Origin of the sequence: Bacteroides sp. AN502(2024), assembly GCF_041227145.1 — a bacterium.
In the GTDB taxonomy this organism is placed as follows: Bacteria; Bacteroidota; Bacteroidia; order Bacteroidales; family Bacteroidaceae; genus Bacteroides.
Map to the genome: position 1 here is coordinate 685,110 of NZ_JBGFSP010000003.1, position 17,701 is coordinate 702,810.

8 protein-coding genes, 2 tRNA genes and 3 rRNA genes are annotated in these 17,701 nt (G+C 45.4%); 1 reads left to right on the top strand and 12 read right to left on the bottom strand.

The genetic code is table 11. The features are described 5' to 3' along the window. The first annotated feature begins 6 nt into the window (after positions 1-6). On the top strand, positions 7-696 hold the full coding sequence (locus tag AB9N12_RS02725; protein ID WP_369889482.1) for a phosphatase PAP2 family protein: 690 nt from the start codon (positions 7-9) through the stop codon (positions 694-696). Between the two features lie 81 nt (positions 697-777). Here AB9N12_RS02725 and leuB read toward each other — a convergent pair whose 3' ends face one another. From leuB to AB9N12_RS02785, 12 genes are all read right to left on the bottom strand, one after another. Continuing rightward, positions 778-1,839 carry a 3-isopropylmalate dehydrogenase gene (gene leuB, locus AB9N12_RS02730; RefSeq protein WP_369889484.1) on the bottom strand — a complete coding sequence of 354 codons (1,062 nt, stop codon included), beginning with the start codon at positions 1,837-1,839 and terminating at the stop codon, positions 778-780. A 59-nt stretch (positions 1,840-1,898) separates the two neighbouring features. Beyond that, complete coding sequence (locus AB9N12_RS02735; RefSeq protein ID WP_369889486.1) at positions 1,899-3,446, bottom strand: alpha-isopropylmalate synthase regulatory domain-containing protein; 1,548 nt, start codon at positions 3,444-3,446, stop codon at positions 1,899-1,901. Further along, positions 3,428-4,024, bottom strand: coding sequence for a 3-isopropylmalate dehydratase small subunit (gene leuD / locus AB9N12_RS02740; protein ID WP_369889488.1), 597 nt, complete (start codon positions 4,022-4,024; stop codon positions 3,428-3,430). Before leuD ends, AB9N12_RS02735 begins: the two co-directional genes overlap by 19 nt. A 40-nt stretch (positions 4,025-4,064) precedes the next feature. Beyond that, positions 4,065-5,459, bottom strand: a complete 1,395-nt coding sequence (leuC, locus tag AB9N12_RS02745) for a 3-isopropylmalate dehydratase large subunit (RefSeq protein WP_369889490.1) — start codon at positions 5,457-5,459, stop codon at positions 4,065-4,067. 82 nt (positions 5,460-5,541) lie between these two features. Then, on the bottom strand, positions 5,542-7,038 hold the full coding sequence (locus AB9N12_RS02750; RefSeq protein ID WP_369889492.1) for a 2-isopropylmalate synthase: 1,497 nt from the start codon (positions 7,036-7,038) through the stop codon (positions 5,542-5,544). Between the two features lie 403 nt (positions 7,039-7,441). Continuing rightward, positions 7,442-7,675, bottom strand: coding sequence for a hypothetical protein (locus AB9N12_RS02755; RefSeq protein WP_369889494.1), 234 nt, complete (start codon positions 7,673-7,675; stop codon positions 7,442-7,444). A gap of 124 nt (positions 7,676-7,799) precedes the next feature. After that, a 5S ribosomal RNA gene (rrf, locus tag AB9N12_RS02760) occupies positions 7,800-7,910 on the bottom strand. Between the two features lie 76 nt (positions 7,911-7,986). Continuing rightward, a 23S ribosomal RNA gene (locus AB9N12_RS02765) occupies positions 7,987-10,877 on the bottom strand. A 159-nt stretch (positions 10,878-11,036) separates the two neighbouring features. After that, positions 11,037-11,110 (bottom strand) — tRNA-Ala (locus AB9N12_RS02770). A 56-nt stretch (positions 11,111-11,166) separates the two neighbouring features. Beyond that, positions 11,167-11,243: transfer RNA gene (locus AB9N12_RS02775), tRNA-Ile, on the bottom strand. Between the two features lie 221 nt (positions 11,244-11,464). Continuing rightward, positions 11,465-12,993, bottom strand: a 16S ribosomal RNA gene (locus tag AB9N12_RS02780). The 16S, 23S and 5S rRNA genes sit together here with 2 tRNA genes alongside, the layout of an rRNA operon. Before the next feature lie 1,110 nt (positions 12,994-14,103). Next, positions 14,104-17,697 carry an InlB B-repeat-containing protein gene (locus tag AB9N12_RS02785; protein ID WP_369892788.1) on the bottom strand — a complete coding sequence of 1,198 codons (3,594 nt, stop codon included), beginning with the start codon at positions 17,695-17,697 and terminating at the stop codon, positions 14,104-14,106. Positions 17,698-17,701 lie beyond the last annotated feature (4 nt).

The window sequence follows — 17,701 nt, forward strand, 5'->3', positions numbered from 1 at the left end:
AGCCCTATGATACACACCGGAATTATCCAATATCTTTCAGAGATAGATACAAATATCTTCTTGTTTTTCAATGGTATACATTCCCCTTTCTGGGATTATTTCATGAGTTCTTTCACGGGTAAATTCATCTGGATTCCCATGTATGCCACTATATTGTATATTTTATTAAAAAACTTCCATTGGAAAGTAGTACTGTGTTACGTGGCTGCCATCACACTGACTATCACCTTCGCCGACCAAATGTGTAGCAGCATCATTCGTCCGGTAGTAGCACGCCTGCGTCCTTCCAATCTGGAAAACCCGATTGTAGATATGGTACATATCGTAAATGGTTACCGCGGAGGAAGCTACAGTTTTCCATCGTGCCATGCAGCCAATTCATTAGGTCTTGCCATGTTTCTCATATTCCTGTTCCGTAAACGTTGGCTAAACATTTTCATCCTAGTCTGGGCAATCCTCAACTGCTACACACGTATATATCTGGGGGTACATTATCCCGGTGATTTACTCGTAGGAGGTATTATCGGAGGATTCGGAGGTTGGCTGTTCTGCACCATCGCCCACAAAGCAGCCATCTATCTGTCACCTTCCACCCGTACGGATAGAAAAGAAATCAAACAATGGTCAGTCACTATTTATGTAGGATTACTGACCATACTCGGTATCATTCTATATTCCACTATCAAAAGTTGGTAGAATGTAACCTATTTCAAACTAAAAAGTAAAAGCCTGACACCATTATCCGATGCCAGGCTTTTACTTTTTTATCCGGTTTTATCAAGCCTTCTTGATATAATCAACAATCCACTCTCCTACTTCTTTCGTTCCGTACTTAGCCCCCCCGGCCACTTGTATTTCCGGTGTACGTACCTTCTCATCCAAAGAAGCATCTACGGCTTTACGAATCAATGCGCCCTCCTCTTTGCAATCGAAATACTCGAACAACATAGCTACAGAAAGAATCTGTGCCAACGGATTAGCTATATTCAATCCCTTAGCCTGCGGCCATGAACCGTGAATAGGTTCAAATACCGGAGTGCTTTCACCTGTAGAAGCAGAAGGAAGCAAACCCATAGAGCCACTGATTACAGAACCTTCGTCAGTCAGGATGTCGCCGAATGTATTTTCCGTTACCATCACATCGAAGAAAGCAGGTTCCTGAATCATCTTCATGGCAGCATTGTCCACAAACATATAATCAGTTGTCACTTCCGGATAGTCCGGAGCCATTTCCTGTGCAATCTGACGCCACAGACGGGAAGAAGCCAACACATTTGCCTTATCTACCACTGTCAGATGTTTTCTGCGCTTCATCGCATATTCGAAAGCCACCTTTAAAATACGTTCGATTTCCGGACGAGTATAATAGTTCGTATCATACGCTTTATCATTATCCTGATACTTCTCCCCGAAATACATACCTCCGGTCAGCTCACGGATACAGATAAAATCAGCGTTCTCTACCAGCTCCGCACGTAATGGAGATTTGTGAATCAGACATTTGAATGTCTGTACCGGACGGATATTGGCGAAAAGACCCAGTTTCTTACGCATAGCCAGCAAGCCTTGCTCCGGACGCACCTTGGCAGTAGGATCATGATCAAATTTCGGATCACCTACAGCAGAGAATAAAACAGCATCCGCCTCTTTACAAACCTGATAAGTTGCTTCCGGAAACGGATCGCCTACTTTATCAATCGCATCAGCTCCACAGATTGCATATTCATAACTTACTTTGTGCCCAAACTTCTCACAAACAGCACTCATCACATCTACACCTTGCACAGAGATCTCCGGTCCGATACCGTCACCTGCCAATACAGCAATTTTAAAATCCATAATCGTTTATTCTTCTATTTATATATTCGTATAAAAACACTTCTCGCGCAACTTGTTTCTCACTTGCTCTTCTCGTATTCATCTTCGATGAGGTTCAGCATCTTCATAGTAGCCTTGATGGCAGCCTCTGTCTGGTCGGCATCAAGTCCGCGGGTGCGGAACATCTGTCCATCAAAACTCCACGTGATTACCGTCTGCACAAATGCATCCGTACGTCCACCGGGAGGAATAGTCACCGCATAATTGGTCAGCATCGGGAATTTACGTCCCAATGTCACCTTATATATCTTACGCAGCGCACGAACAAAAGCATCATACTGGCCATCCCCGCTTGAACTCTCTTCGTACTCCTTTCCGTTGACTTCTATCTTCAACGTTGCCATCGGTTTCAAGCCATGAGCCAGATTCACAAAATAGCTTTTCAGTTTGACTTTCTCAACCAATGCTCCGTGTTTCAATACATCCGAAACAATGTACGGCAAATCTTCCTGCGTAACCAGCTCTTTCTTGTCGCCCAACTCGATGATGCGTTCCGTCACCTTGCGCATGGCATCTTCGTCCAGCTCCAATCCCAGATCTTCGAGGTTCTTGCGGATATTTGCCTTACCGCTTGTCTTACCCAATGCATACTCACGCTTACGACCAAAACGTTCGGGAAGCAAATCATTACAATAGAGATTATTTTTATTATCCCCGTCGGCATGCACCCCGGCCACTTGCGTAAAGACATTCTCACCTACAATCGGCTTATTGGCAGGTATCACAATTCCCGAATAAGACTCCACTACCCGGCTGACATCGTTCAAACGGCTCTCGTCGATATTAGTCACCGCATTGAAATGGTCTTTCAGGATAGCCTGCACACTTGCGAGAGGAGCATTTCCCGCCCGTTCGCCCAGTCCGTTAATGGTTGTATGCAATCCTTTGACACCGCTTAATACAGCGGCAAGGACATTGCTCACAGCCAAATCATAATCATTGTGCGCATGGAAATCGAAATGAGTATTCGGGTAACGCTTCTTCATCTTCCGCATATACTCTATCACTTGCAAAGGATTCAAAATACCCAACGTATCAGGCAACATAAAACGCTTGACACTCGTTTTTTTCAATCCATCCATTAATTGAAATACATATTCGGGAGACTCCTTGATACCGTTGCTCCAATCTTCCAGATAAACATTGACGGTAATATCCTGTTCGTCGGCATAATGCACCACACTTATGATATCCGCCAGATGCTCTTCCGGTCTTTTTTTCAGCTGTTGCGTACAATGCTTCAGTGAACCTTTACAAAGAAGATTAATCACACGGCAACCGGTACCCTGAACCCAATCGACAGAAGTGTATCCGTCGACAAAGCCGAGCACTTCCACTTTATGGAGCAGATTACGACGGGCAGCCCAGTCGCAAATCATCTTCACGGCTTCAAACTCACCGTCCGACACACGTGCCGAAGCAACCTCCACCCGGTCTACCTTTAAGTCTTCTAACAGTAAACGGGCGATCATTAGTTTCTCATGAGGCACAAAAGACACTCCGCAGGTTTGCTCACCATCACGGAGCGTTGTGTCCATGATTTCTATTTTCACGCCTTCTTTTCCCATGCTTCTATTTTATCTTTATTGCTCAACAAGAAATCGATATCGTCCAATCCGTTCATCAAACAAAGTTTCTTGTAAGCATTGATTTCGAAATGTTCACTTTTACCTGTCGCCTTGTTGGTAATGGTCTGTTCAGGAAGGTTCACTTCCACTTCCATCTGGGGGTCCGCCTCTATCGAATCGAACAACTCCTGCAGGAACTCTTCGGTAACAACCACCGGAAGCACAAAATTGTTCAACTCATTATTCTTATGAATATCGGCAAAGAAACTGGATACCACCACACGGAAACCGTAACCTGCAATTGCCCAGGCAGCGTGTTCACGGCTGGAACCCGAACCGAAATTTTTTCCTGCCACCAATATCTGGCCACCGTAAATAGGATTGTTCAACACAAAATCCTTGTTCGGGGAACCGTCAGCATTATAACGCCAGTCACGGAAAAGATTATCACCGAAGAATTTTTCTTCACGAGTGGTTGCTTTCAGGAAACGTGCCGGAATAATCTGGTCTGTATCTACATTTTCTAAAGGAAGAGGTACACAAGTACTTGTTATTATATTAAATTTTGTCTTAGCCATCGTCTTATTTACAATTTATGATTTACGAATTACGGTTACATTACATCAGCTCTCTCGGATCGGTAATCACACCTGTCACCGCAGCAGCGGCAGCCACCAGCGGACTAGCCAGCAAAGTGCGTGCACCGGGTCCCTGACGTCCTTCAAAATTACGATTACTGGTAGATACCGAATACTTTCCAGCAGGGATCTTGTCATCGTTCATTGCCAGACAAGCAGAACATCCCGGCTGACGGATGGAAAATCCGGCTTCCGTCAATATCTTGTCTATTCCTTCCTTACGGATCTGCGCGTCTACCATCCATGAACCGGGAACCAACCATGCGATTACATTCTCGGCTTTCTTACGACCTTTCACGATGGAAGCAAATGCACGGAAATCCTCCATACGGCCGTTTGTACAAGCCCCAAGGAATACGTAATCAATCTTTTTACCCAACAAAGACTCACCCGGTCGGAATCCCATATATTCCATTGATTTCTTGAACGAAACCAGTGCAGCTTCACCCATTCCTTCCACGGTAGGAATGTGCTGTGTGATTCCTATGCCCATACCCGGATTCGTTCCATAGGTAATCATCGGTTCAATATCAGCTGCTTCGAAACGAACCTCTTTATCAAACACGGCATCATCATCACTCTTCAATGTCTTCCAATATGCCAAAGCCTTGTCCCATGCTTCGCCTTGCGGAGCACCTTCACGTCCCTTGACATATTCAAAAGTCACTTCATCCGGAGCAACCATCCCTCCACGTGCCCCCATTTCAATCGAAAGGTTACAAAGGGTAAGACGTCCCTCCATGGTCAGATGGCGGATAGCCGAACCTGCATACTCTACAAAGTAACCCGTAGCACCACTGGTAGTCATTTTAGACATCATATACAGAGCTACATCCTTTGCGGTCACCCCTTTACCCAGTTCTCCGTCTACAGTGATACGCATCGTTTTCGGTCTCGACTGGAGAATACATTGTGAAGCCAGCACCATTTCCACCTCGCTCGTTCCGATACCGAAAGCAATCGCCCCCATCGCACCGTGAGTAGAAGTGTGAGAGTCACCGCAAACAATCGTCATTCCCGGTAAGGTCAAACCACGTTCGGGACCTACCACATGGATAATACCATTCTTCGGATGCATCATGCCATAGTGTGTCAGACCGAAATCCTTCGCATTCTGCGCCAGTGTGTCCACCTGCATTTTAGAAACCGGATCTTCAATTTCCTTATCCTGATCGTGTGTCGGTGTATTGTGGTCGGGCATACAAAACACCTTTTCCGGACGTAATACTCCGATTCCACGTTCACGTAATCCTGAAAAAGCTTGCGGACTAGTCACTTCGTGGCAATATAACCGATCAATATAAAGCTGTGTAGGACCATCTTCCACAGTAGTCACCACATGGGCATCCCATATCTTATCAAATAATGTATTCATCTGTTTATGTACTATTTTACTAATTACTATTTACTCTTTCAATCAATCTCTGTAATACCTAACCGACTGCTAATCTCTTTTTTTACGATTTGAATTTGTTGATACAGTCGATGTAAGCTTCTACCGAAGCAGCGATAATATCTGTATTGGCACCAAAACCATAATAAATCTGGTTATCGTATTCTACCTGCATGTGCACTTTGCCTACATCATCACTACCCTTACTGATAGCCTGAATAGTAAACTCTTTCAGAGTCATGTGGCGATCTACAATCTTTTTCAATGCTTTGATAGCTGCATCTACCGGACCGTTACCACTGGCACAAGCTTCAAACTTCTCACCGGCAATATTCAGTCCCAAACTGGCTACCGAACGCACACCGACACCACTCGTCACCTGCAAGTAATCCAGTTTGATACGATGGTTCAGGCTACGGTCCGCACCTGCCAATACCAAAATATCATCATCATTAATATCTTTCTTCTTATCAGCCAACTTCAGGAACTCATCATATACCTTATCCAGTTTTTCCCGATCCAGATTCACTCCCAATATAGAAAGACGATTTTTCAATGCAGCACGTCCGCTACGGGCAGTCAATACGATAGAGTTATCATCAATACCCACATCATGCGGATCAATAATCTCATACGTCTGTACATTCTTCAATACACCATCCTGATGGATACCTGAAGAGTGTGCGAAAGCATTACGTCCAACGATTGCTTTATTAGGCTGTACCGGCATATTCATCAGACTGGATACCATACGGCTGGTCGGATAGATCTTCTGCGTATTGATATTGGTTTGAATATCTATTTCGTGATGACTCTTGATAATCATGGCGATTTCTTCGAGAGCAGTATTTCCTGCACGTTCGCCAATACCGTTGATAGTAACCTCCACCTGACGCGCACCGTTCAAAACACCTGCTATCGTATTGGCAGTAGCCATACCCAAGTCATTGTGACAGTGAGTAGAAAGTATGGCATTATCAATACCGTCTACATGGTCAACCAGATATTTTATCTTAGCGCCATATTCCGAAGGCAAGCAGTAACCTGTTGTATCAGGGATATTCACTACGGTAGCTCCTGCTTTGATGACAGCTTCCACCACACGTGCCAGATATTCGTTATCCGTACGGCCTGCATCTTCTGCATAAAATTCCACATCATCTACAAAACGGCGGGCGTATCTCACAGCAGCTACCGCGCGTTCGATAATCTCTTCACGATTCGAATTGAATTTATACTTAATGTGCGAATCCGAAGTACCGATACCGGTATGAATACGTTTATGTTTAGCAAATTTCAGTGCATCTACAGCTACATCAATATCTTTTTGAACTGCGCGGGTCAAAGCACAGATAGTAGGCCAAGTCACCGCTTTCGAAATCTCAATCACTGAATTAAAATCTCCCGGGCTCGAAATGGGGAATCCGGCTTCAATCACGTCTACTCCCAAGGCTTCCAATGCCTTTGCTACCTGGATCTTCTCCACTGTGTTCAACTGGCATCCGGGAACCTGTTCACCATCTCTAAGAGTAGTATCAAAAATAAATAACCTATTGTCCATATTCTTATGTATATTATATAATTATTAGCATTAAAAAAAGCCTTTCACACTTAGAAGTGAGAAAGGCTTTCGTATATTTTCATTTATACATATTTACGCGCAGCACTCACTTCCACCACCCTTTGATAGTAGAATAATAATACCGCATAGTAGAATATGTATAAACATCTGATTCATTTTTTGTCTCTTTTATTAGTTTGACGGTGCAAAGGTATAGATTATTTCTTTACCACCAAATAATACGTTACTTTTTTATCTAAAAAAATATCATTTCATAAGTTAAGACCGATTATTAACAAAAATATATCACAAATAAAGTAATATATCCACCAAACGAAAAAGAGGGAATAGAATGTTTGAACCATTCTCTCCCTCTTCTTCTTTATTGTCCTAAATCAATAGATTACTTCTTATCGCAACATTCTTTCTTTTCTGCGCAATCAGCTTTTTTATCGCAAGCAGTAGCACAAGAATCTTTAGCCTGGCAGCAAGAATCAGATTCAGCAACAGCTTCTACTGTTTCTACAGTTGTTTCTTCACCTTCAGAAGCAGCGTTAGTAGTTTTATTACCAGTACAAGACATCATTGCAAAAGAAAATGTTACTGCTACAGCAGCCAAAAATAATTTAGTTTTCATACCTTTCAAATTTGCTTTAAACGTTTAATAAAATAATTATCAGTTGCAAATATAACACTTTTTTCGCAAAGTACCAAACACAGCAAGCCCCTTGACTCACTTCAGAATCAAGGGGCTTCTTCAAAAACGGCGGCTACCTACTCTCCCACTGTTACGCAGTACCATCGGCGTGACGAGGCTTAACTTCTCTGTTCGGAATGGGAAGAGGTGGAACCCTCGTGCTATAACCACCTGAATAAAGTCATGACATGATGAAAAGTAAAAATTCAGTTATTACAAGCTAAATGTATACAACCAACCACTACATCTCCGAAAGAAAGTCGACGGGCAATTAGTAATGCTCGGCTTTGATGTTACCACCTTTACACCTGCATCCTATCAACGTCATCGTCTTTGACGACCCTGAGAAATCTAATCTTGTGGCTGGCTTCGTACTTAGATGCTTTCAGCACTTATCCAATCCCGACTTAGATACCCGGCAATGCACCTGGCGGCACAACCGGTAAACCAGAGGTCAGTCCAACACGGTCCTCTCGTACTAGTGTCAGAGCCACGCAAATTTCATACGCCCACGATAGATAGAGACCGAACTGTCTCACGACGTTCTGAACCCAGCTCGCGTGCCACTTTAATGGGCGAACAGCCCAACCCTTGGGACCTTCTCCAGCCCCAGGATGTGACGAGCCGACATCGAGGTGCCAAACCCCTCCGTCGATATGAGCTCTTGGGAGGGATCAGCCTGTTATCCCCGGAGTACCTTTTATCCTTTGAGCGATGTCCCTTCCATACGGAAACACCGGATCACTATGCTCTAGTTTCCTACCTGATCGACTTGTAAGTCTCCCAGTCAAGCGCCCTTATGCCATTACACTCTGCGGACGGTTACCAATCGTCCTGAGGGCACCTTTAGAAGCCTCCGTTACGCTTTTGGAGGCGACCACCCCAGTCAAACTACCCACCAAACAGTGTCCTCCAGTAAAGGAGTTAGAACTCAAATAATCAAAGGGCCGTATTTCAACAGCGACTCCACAGATACTGGCGTACCCACTTCATTGTCTCCGGCCTATCCTACACATCAATTACCCAAATTCAATGTTAAGCTATAGTAAAGGTTCACGGGGTCTTTTCGTCCCATCGCGGGTAATCGGCATCTTCACCGATACTACAATTTCACTGAGCTCACGGTTGAGACAGTGTCCAGATCATTACACCATTCGTGCAGGTCGGAACTTACCCGACAAGGAATTTCGCTACCTTAGGACCGTTATAGTTACGGCCGCCGTTTACTGGGGCTTCAATTCAACGCTTCTCTTGCGATGACGTCTCCTCTTAACCTTCCAGCACCGGGCAGGTGTCAGGCTGTATACATGATCTTTCAATTTTGCACAGCCCTGTGTTTTTGTTAAACAGTTGCCTGGACCTATTCTCTGCGCCCAACTCACGTTGGGACCCTTTATCCCGAAGTTACAGGGTCAGTTTGCCTAGTTCCTTAACCGTGATTCACTCAAGCGCCTGAGTATATTCAACCCGACTACGTGTGTCCGTTTGCGGTACGGGTACCTTAGGGATTAAGTTTAGCGGATTTTCTCGGGAGTATGGTTACACGCGCTATTGGATTGTTCCGAGGAACGCTCCATACTATCAGGTTCGACTCTCTTTGTGGATTTGCCTGCAAAGATCAACATCTACACCCTTCAACGGACTATTCCGTCAGTCCGCGGCGTTGTCACGACTCCGTCTCCACGTCACTCCATAAGGTAGTACAGGAATATTAACCTGTTCTGCCATCGGCATCACCATTCGGCTGAGCCTTAGGACCCGACTAACCCTGATCCGATTAGCGTTGATCAGGAAACCTTAGTCTTGCGGCGAGGGGGTTTCCCACCCCCTTTATCGTTACTTATACCTACATTTGCGTTTCCACACGCTCCAGCAAGGCTCACGCCCCACCTTCGACGCTGAGTGGAATGCTCCCCTACCGATGTCAATTCAATACTGACATCCCATAGCTTCGGTAAATTGCTTTATGCCCGATTATTATCCACGCCAAACTCCTCGACTAGTGAGCTGTTACGCACTCTTTAAATGAATGGCTGCTTCCAAGCCAACATCCTAGCTGTCTTAGCAATCTGACTTCGTTAGTTCAACTTAGCAATTATTTCGGGACCTTAGCTGATGGTCCGGATTCTTCTCCTTTAGGACATGGACCTTAGCACCCATGCCCTCACTCCTGTGATCAAACTAATGCGCATTCGGAGTTTATCAAGACTTGATAGGCGGTGAAGCCCTCGCATCTTATCAGTCGCTCTACCTCACATTAGTAACCCACAAGGCTGCACCTAAATGCATTTCGGGGAGTACGAGCTATCTCCAAGTTTGATTAGCCTTTCACCCCCACCCTCAGCTCATCCGGAAGCTTTTCAACGCTTATCGGTTCGGTCCTCCAGTTAGTGTTACCTAACCTTCAACCTGGCCAAGGGTAGATCACTTGGTTTCGCGTCTACTCCTTCCGACTAACCGCCCTGTTAAGACTCGCTTTCGCTTCGGCTGCATGTCTCAAGACACTTAACCTCGCCGGAAAAAGTAACTCGTAGGTTCATTATGCAAAAGGCACGCCGTCACTGCATCAAGCAGCTCCGACCGCTTGTAGGCGCACGGTTTCAGGGACTATTTCACTCTTCTGTTCGAAGTGCTTTTCACCTTTCCCTCACGGTACTGGTTCGCTATCGGTCTCTCGGGAGTATTTAGCCTTACCGGATGGTCCCGGCGGATTCACGCAAGATTTCCCGTGTCCCGCGCTACTCAGGATACCACTACGCTTCATTCGGCTTCGAATACCGGACTATCACCGTCTATGGTTTCATTTTCCAAAGAATTCTTCTCACCGAATTTCATGCGATATCGTGGTCCTACAACCCCGGTATTGCCGTAACAATACCGGTTTGGGCTAATCCCCGTTCGCTCGCCACTACTTGGGGAATCATTATTATTTTCTCTTCCTACAGGTACTAAGATGTTTCAGTTCCCTGCGTTTGCCTCCATCTGAAAATGGATGGTGTTCCTTCAGAACACCGGGTTGTCCCATTCGGAAATCTCCGGATCAAAGGTTATTTGCACCTTCCCGAAGCTTATCGCAGCTTATCACGTCCTTCATCGCCTCCGAGAGCCAAGGCATCCGCCATGCGCCCTTATTTACTTTCTTTCAAACGTCTTGTCCGTGTACCGGTATTGACATTGGAATTGCTTCCATTTATCAATATTGCATACGCGGACACGTACGGTTTGATATATACTTTTAGCTCTTACTAAAATTTTACTTTTTGTACATCATGTCAAAGATCGTTTCTCATTGCTGAGACTGTGGAGAATAACGGATTCGAACCGTTGACCCTCTGCGTGCAAAGCAGATGCTCTAGCCAGCTGAGCTAATCCCCCAAGAAGTGATTCAAGAATATCGGTCAAGGCTCGCGCACATGGACATATCTTGAGCTTGGTAGTCCCAGGCAGAGTTGAACTGCCGACCTCTACATTATCAGTGTAGCGCTCTAACCAACTGAGCTATAGGACTAGTTCAACCTTGTCTACCTGTATGTTAGACTCGGCTTCTGTTTTCTCTCGTGTTGATCTATATCTATACTTCTATAGATGGTTGATCTATATCATAAATAAACAAGTACCAGTAGTACAAAAAAAACAGAACCTTGAAAGGTATCCGGGTGGAGATGGACCTTACATACGATACATATTAAACATACGATAAGGACATCCACCACTACGGCATCACTCCAGAAAGGAGGTGTTCCAGCCGCACCTTCCGGTACGGCTACCTTGTTACGACTTAGCCCCAATTACCGGTTTTACCCTAGGACGCTCCTCGCGGTTACGTACTTCAGGTACCCCCGGCTTTCATGGCTTGACGGGCGGTGTGTACAAGGCCCGGGAACGTATTCACCGCGCCATGGCTGATGCGCGATTACTAGCGAATCCAGCTTCACGAAGTCGGGTTGCAGACTTCGATCCGAACTGAGAGAGGTTTTGAGGATTGGCATCCTGTCGCCAGGTAGCGGCCTTCTGTACCCCCCATTGTAACACGTGTGTAGCCCCGGACGTAAGGGCCGTGCTGATTTGACGTCATCCCCACCTTCCTCACATCTTACGACGGCAGTCTCTTCAGAGTCCTCAGCATCACCTGTTAGTAACTGAAGATAAGGGTTGCGCTCGTTATGGCACTTAAGCCGACACCTCACGGCACGAGCTGACGACAACCATGCAGCACCTTCACAAATGCCTTGCGGCGGACCAGTCTCCTGATCATTCATTTGCAATTTAAGCCCGGGTAAGGTTCCTCGCGTATCATCGAATTAAACCACATGTTCCTCCGCTTGTGCGGGCCCCCGTCAATTCCTTTGAGTTTCACCGTTGCCGGCGTACTCCCCAGGTGGAATACTTAATGCTTTCGCTTGGCCGCTTACTGTATATCGCAAACAGCGAGTATTCATCGTTTACTGTGTGGACTACCAGGGTATCTAATCCTGTTTGATACCCACACTTTCGAGCATCAGTGTCAGTGACAGTCCAGTGAGCTGCCTGCGCAATCGGAGTTCTTCGTGATATCTAAGCATTTCACCGCTACACCACGAATTCCGCCCACCTCTACTGTACTCAAGACTGCCAGTTTCAACTGCAATTTTACGGTTGAGCCGCAAACTTTCACAACTGACTTAACAGCCCACCTACGCTCCCTTTAAACCCAATAAATCCGGATAACGCTCGGATCCTCCGTATTACCGCGGCTGCTGGCACGGAGTTAGCCGATCCTTATTCATACGGTACATGCAGAGTCCCACACGTGGGACCGGTTATTCCCGTATAAAAGAAGTTTACAACCCATAGGGCAGTCATCCTTCACGCTACTTGGCTGGTTCAGACTTCCGTCCATTGACCAATATTCCTCACTGCTGCCTCCCGTAGGAGTTTGGACCGTGTCTCAGTTCCAATGTGGGGGACCTTCCTCTCAGAACCCCTATCCATCGTTGTCTTGGTGGGCCGTTACCCCGCCAACTAACTAATGGAACGCATCCCCATCGATAACCGGATTCCTTTCACAGCATCCCCATGCGGGGATGATATGGCATCGGGTATTAATCTTTCTTTCGAAAGGCTATCCCCGAGTTAACGGAAGGTTGGATACGTGTTACTCACCCGTGCGCCGGTCGCCATCAAAGGTTTGCAAGCAAACCTTCATGCTGCCCCTCGACTTGCATGTGTTAAGCCTGTAGCTAGCGTTCATCCTGAGCCAGGATCAAACTCTTCATTGTAAAAATATCATTCGAATATCCAATCAAGGATATCATATTGCTCTGTTCAGGACGCCGTAATTTCATTGACCTTTATTACAATACCTGTGCCTGTACATATATTTAATATATACCAGACAAGTATTGACGGTTCTATTTCTTTACTTGTACTACTTGTATTGTTTATCAATATTTCAAAGAACTGACGTGTCAGAAACACGCGCTTTCTTTTAGAAAGCGGATGCAAAGATAAGGACTTTTATTTATTAACTCCAAACTTTTTTGAAAGTTTTTTGTCTTTATTTTCAAGGTACCTTATGCGGCAAGCATCATGTCAAACCTGTCAGGCTGTCCTCCCTCGGAAAGCGGGTGCAAAAGTACAGACTTTTAATCTACAATCCAAATATATTCGACACTTTTTTCTGAACTTTTTTGCATATTTATACTAACACGCTGATTGACAACGATGTTGTAGAACATATTTTTTCTTCTTTGTGAAGCTGTCCGGTAAAGAATCGGAAGAAGAACGGAGCAATTTAGAAACAGGACAGGTAAAGTATAAAGCGGATTCACTCATGCTCAAGGGGAATTCACTCATACTCCGGCAAAGCGTAGCTTTAGAAATCGGAAAGCATAGCTTTAGCAACCGGAAAGCATAGCTTTAGCAACCGGAAAGCATAGCTTTAGCAACCGGAAAGCATAGCTTTAGCAACCGGAAAGCGTAGCTTTAGCAACCGGAAAGCATAGCTTTAGCAACCGGAAAGCATAGCTTTAGAAACCGGAAAGCGTAGCTTTAGAAATCGGACCGGATTCTTTGTTTATAAAGGGCGGGGACAGTGGGGACACTTGTCCCGATTCACTCACACACACGCGTGCGCGTATATTATTAGGTGTAGAAAATGATCACACATGGGGGATGCCGCAAACATCAGAAATGCAAACGGGACATGACTTATCTGCAAAACCGAACCGATGAAGTAACGAACGGAATACCATCCGGGGACAAGGAGCAAGGGGGAGATATCTAAATAAAAGGGATAAATCTTTGGCTACTCGCGCACGCGTGCGTGTGTGTGAGCGAATCGGAAAAAGTGTCCCCACTGTCCCCACCATCCGGTTATGATGTCACTGCTACCATCTTTCCCATTGTGCATAGAGAGTAATGTCTTCGTGAATATTCATAATCTCTTCATTCTTATAACTCCTTCCCGCTCCACTGGGCTTTGTATTCCATCCTACAAGATTGTAACCCATACGTTTAAACTCCGGTGTTACCAACTTACTGTTCGTCTCTGTCACAATATTCTGGAAACTTGTTTCAGGATTCTCACTACCATCATTGGCATTGAACGTGACAACGTTATGCTTCACATCTCCATGATTTAAAGTTACCGATCCCTCCTCATTCGTCACATCTTGATTGTGAACATATTGCGAAACGGTATTGCCCTTAATCGTACCGCTGTTAATGGTTATATCGGCATTGGTTCCCTTGGCATAAACTCCTCCACCTTGCAGCAAGGTATGATTCTTGGAGATCTGGAGAATGCTATCGTTACTCTCTTCTGTTCCGATAATAATTACAGCTTTCTTATTATCCTTATCACTGTTATCCTGAATCACACATAAGCCTCCGCCTCTGCGGTCCGCCGTATTCCCGATTATCTTGCCGGATTTAAGGTTGACATCCACATCAGCTACTTTGGAATAGACATATATTCCGCCGCCATTGCCGCCGCCATATATACCATCCTCGTCTGTTTCTCTTATTTCGGAAGCATTGTCTTTAATAACCGGACCGGCACTACCGCTTTCACCTACCCTCAGGGACCCGCGACGTATGAAAACACCGCCTCCGTTACCCCCGGCTGCCAGATTATCAGCTATAATTCCACCCTTCAACTCCACATCTCCGTCTATTATGTGAATAGCACCCCCACTTCCCACAAAATCCTTATCACTGATGCCGGTGTTTCTATAAGCTTCGTTGTCTTTAATCTCACCACCACTCATTGTAAAGGAAGCATTGGAAGTGCCATCCAATGAACCAATAATGTAAATTGCTCCACCCCTCTTTGCCTTACAATTCCGGATTGCTCCACCGTTTATGGTCACCGTACCATTCTCCAGATATACGGCACCACCGTCATCCTTCACATGCAAGTACTCCTCATCTGCCGTATCACTGTTACGGATTGTACCGCCGCTCATCGTAAAGGATGGCTTTTCTCCCGCACCCGTGCCGGCAGACAATAGGAACTGACCCTGAATGTCGCCTCCGCGTATGTGAATCGTCGCATTCCCTATATAGGCATCACCAGCTCCGGTTCCGCCTCCACCGATGGAGCCGGTTCGAATAATCGGATTGCCATCGATTGTAATATTCGCATTTCCTCCGTTATGGTTGTAAGGGTTGGTTGCCTCTTTAGGGTTCGAACATCCCGTACCGCCGCCGATACTTGCACTTAACTTTGAATCGGTTTTAGCGAAAACCTCACCGCCTGAAATTGTAATATGGGCATCACCTCCATATCGCGAATAGCTGCTGCCTCCACCGATGGCAGTACCCAAAGCTGATTTGGCGTACACATACCCACCGGAAATAGTTACAATGCCTTTCTCTCCGTAGTTGCTTTTTGACCCGGCACCTCCGATGGCAGAACTCGGAATATCCCATTTATTGGCATGATTATAGGCATAGACATTGCCACCTGTAATGGTAACTTCGCCCACTCCGCCCGCACTGCCAAATCCGATTCCCCCTCCGATGGCTGTACCCGTGGTGGTGGCGACTGCCGTTACCGTACCACCGTTAATGGTAACACCTCCGTATGCATTACCACCTCCTCCGATAGCAGTACAATTTTCCGCTTTGGTGGTACCGGCGAAAATTATACCGCTATTGATAACAATACCATAACTGGCATCATCACCGGGAGGACTATCATGGTTACCGATGGCAGAACTCCAGTGATTAGACCAGTAGCCTTTTTCGCCATTTTCAAGACCGGAGTTACCATCCCCACCCATAAATCCATCCACATCCGCCACAGTCAACGAACCGGTTCCTTCAAAGATTATTTCGTTGCCATTGTTACTTTGATTATTGTAATGCACGGCTCCTACCCGGTTATCACCTACACTATTGATCGTTACTTTTGCATTAGTTACTCCACTTCCTGGGATAAACGAAATTCCGGCCTTATTACGATAATCCGGAGTCATTTCTCCTACATGATTGTCTCTATTCTCTTGATATATAGAATAGATATTGTCGATAGTCAAATCACAAGTCACCTTGCCGGTTATTTCTATCCGGTGACTCGTATATTCGCGTCCGACAGCTGTAACAAGCGCATTATTATCTTTATCCCAAGATTTGATTACCAAATCCACATTGGTATTGTTGGTTATAAAATCACTCCACGAACGACCGTCGGTATATTTGACTTCTTCATACTCGGGAGGGGTACAGACATCGCCTGTCCAAATTCCTTCTCTATTCTTTTCAGTCGATTGATAGACATAATAATGATTCCCGTCTTTATGGTCGCCGGTTACGTCTTTTAAGCCTCCGTCTTTATAGACTTTACCGGAATATTTGCCACCTCCTTTGATCGTCACATCGCTTAGCGCCAAATCGAAATAAATCGTTTCCGGAGCTTGTCCCTTATAAAACGTATAGGTAATAAGCTTGCCCGGTTCCCATCTCCATTTCTTTTCTTCCTCCCTTTCTTCATCACTGACAGGAACAACCGTACGATATTCTTTATCTTCACATGTCAAAACAATTTCTGCTCCACCAGGCAAATTTTGAGGCATCAGAATCATATACTCAACCTGATCCTTCTTAAGGGTCAATATATCATTGCTATCAAACAATTTGCCTTCATCTCCGAAACTGATCTTGTATGATGACTTATAAGATGCTTCCGAACCTTCATTAACCATCCATTTGTCATCCAAAAAATTATATGTTCCACTATTATACACGTTCCTAATCTCCACGGACTTCACCTTACATTTAAATCCCACCCTGAAACGAATGGCGGTAAGGGCGTGATTGAAAGTGAGAGGAATGGTCTTGTATTTATAATTCGGATCTGCCAGAGCCTGACTTATCCACCTCGCCACCAGAATATCTTTCTGACGGGCTATCAACTCAGGCACTATGTAATCGATAGTAGGCGGCGCAGTCGCAAAATCGAGCTTTATGCTATCCGGCTTTGCAGGATCCGGGGTCGTATTTGTCGATACGTAGGGCGCATACGCATAAACATTCAGATGCGGCTGGGTTATCGTTTTCCATAGAATGGTAGCATCCTTGGAAACAAGCTTGTTGCCGTCAAATTCACATTCGAGATTATTATCATCACCGGCAATAGGAGTTTTATCGTTTTCATCATTACCATATTGAAAACCGAGGACACCGGCACTACCACTGAGATGGTTTGTAAGCGTTCCCCGGGTGGCACCACTCTCCTCCCGCGTCGTCTGCAAAGCCCACTGTTCCTCGACAATTTCCAGATTCGAGACCGAACTGCGAGTAGCCGAAGATGTATTCTCCGACGCAAGATAGGTGGTAAATGCCAGACAATCGGAGGGAAAAGTCACGTAGCCATTCCCGTTCATCCCCATGTCATCAGTACAACCGATACAAGTGAACAATGCAGCAGCAACCGCCCCCAGGCTCCATCGCTTTATATAGTCAGGATATAGTTTCATCACG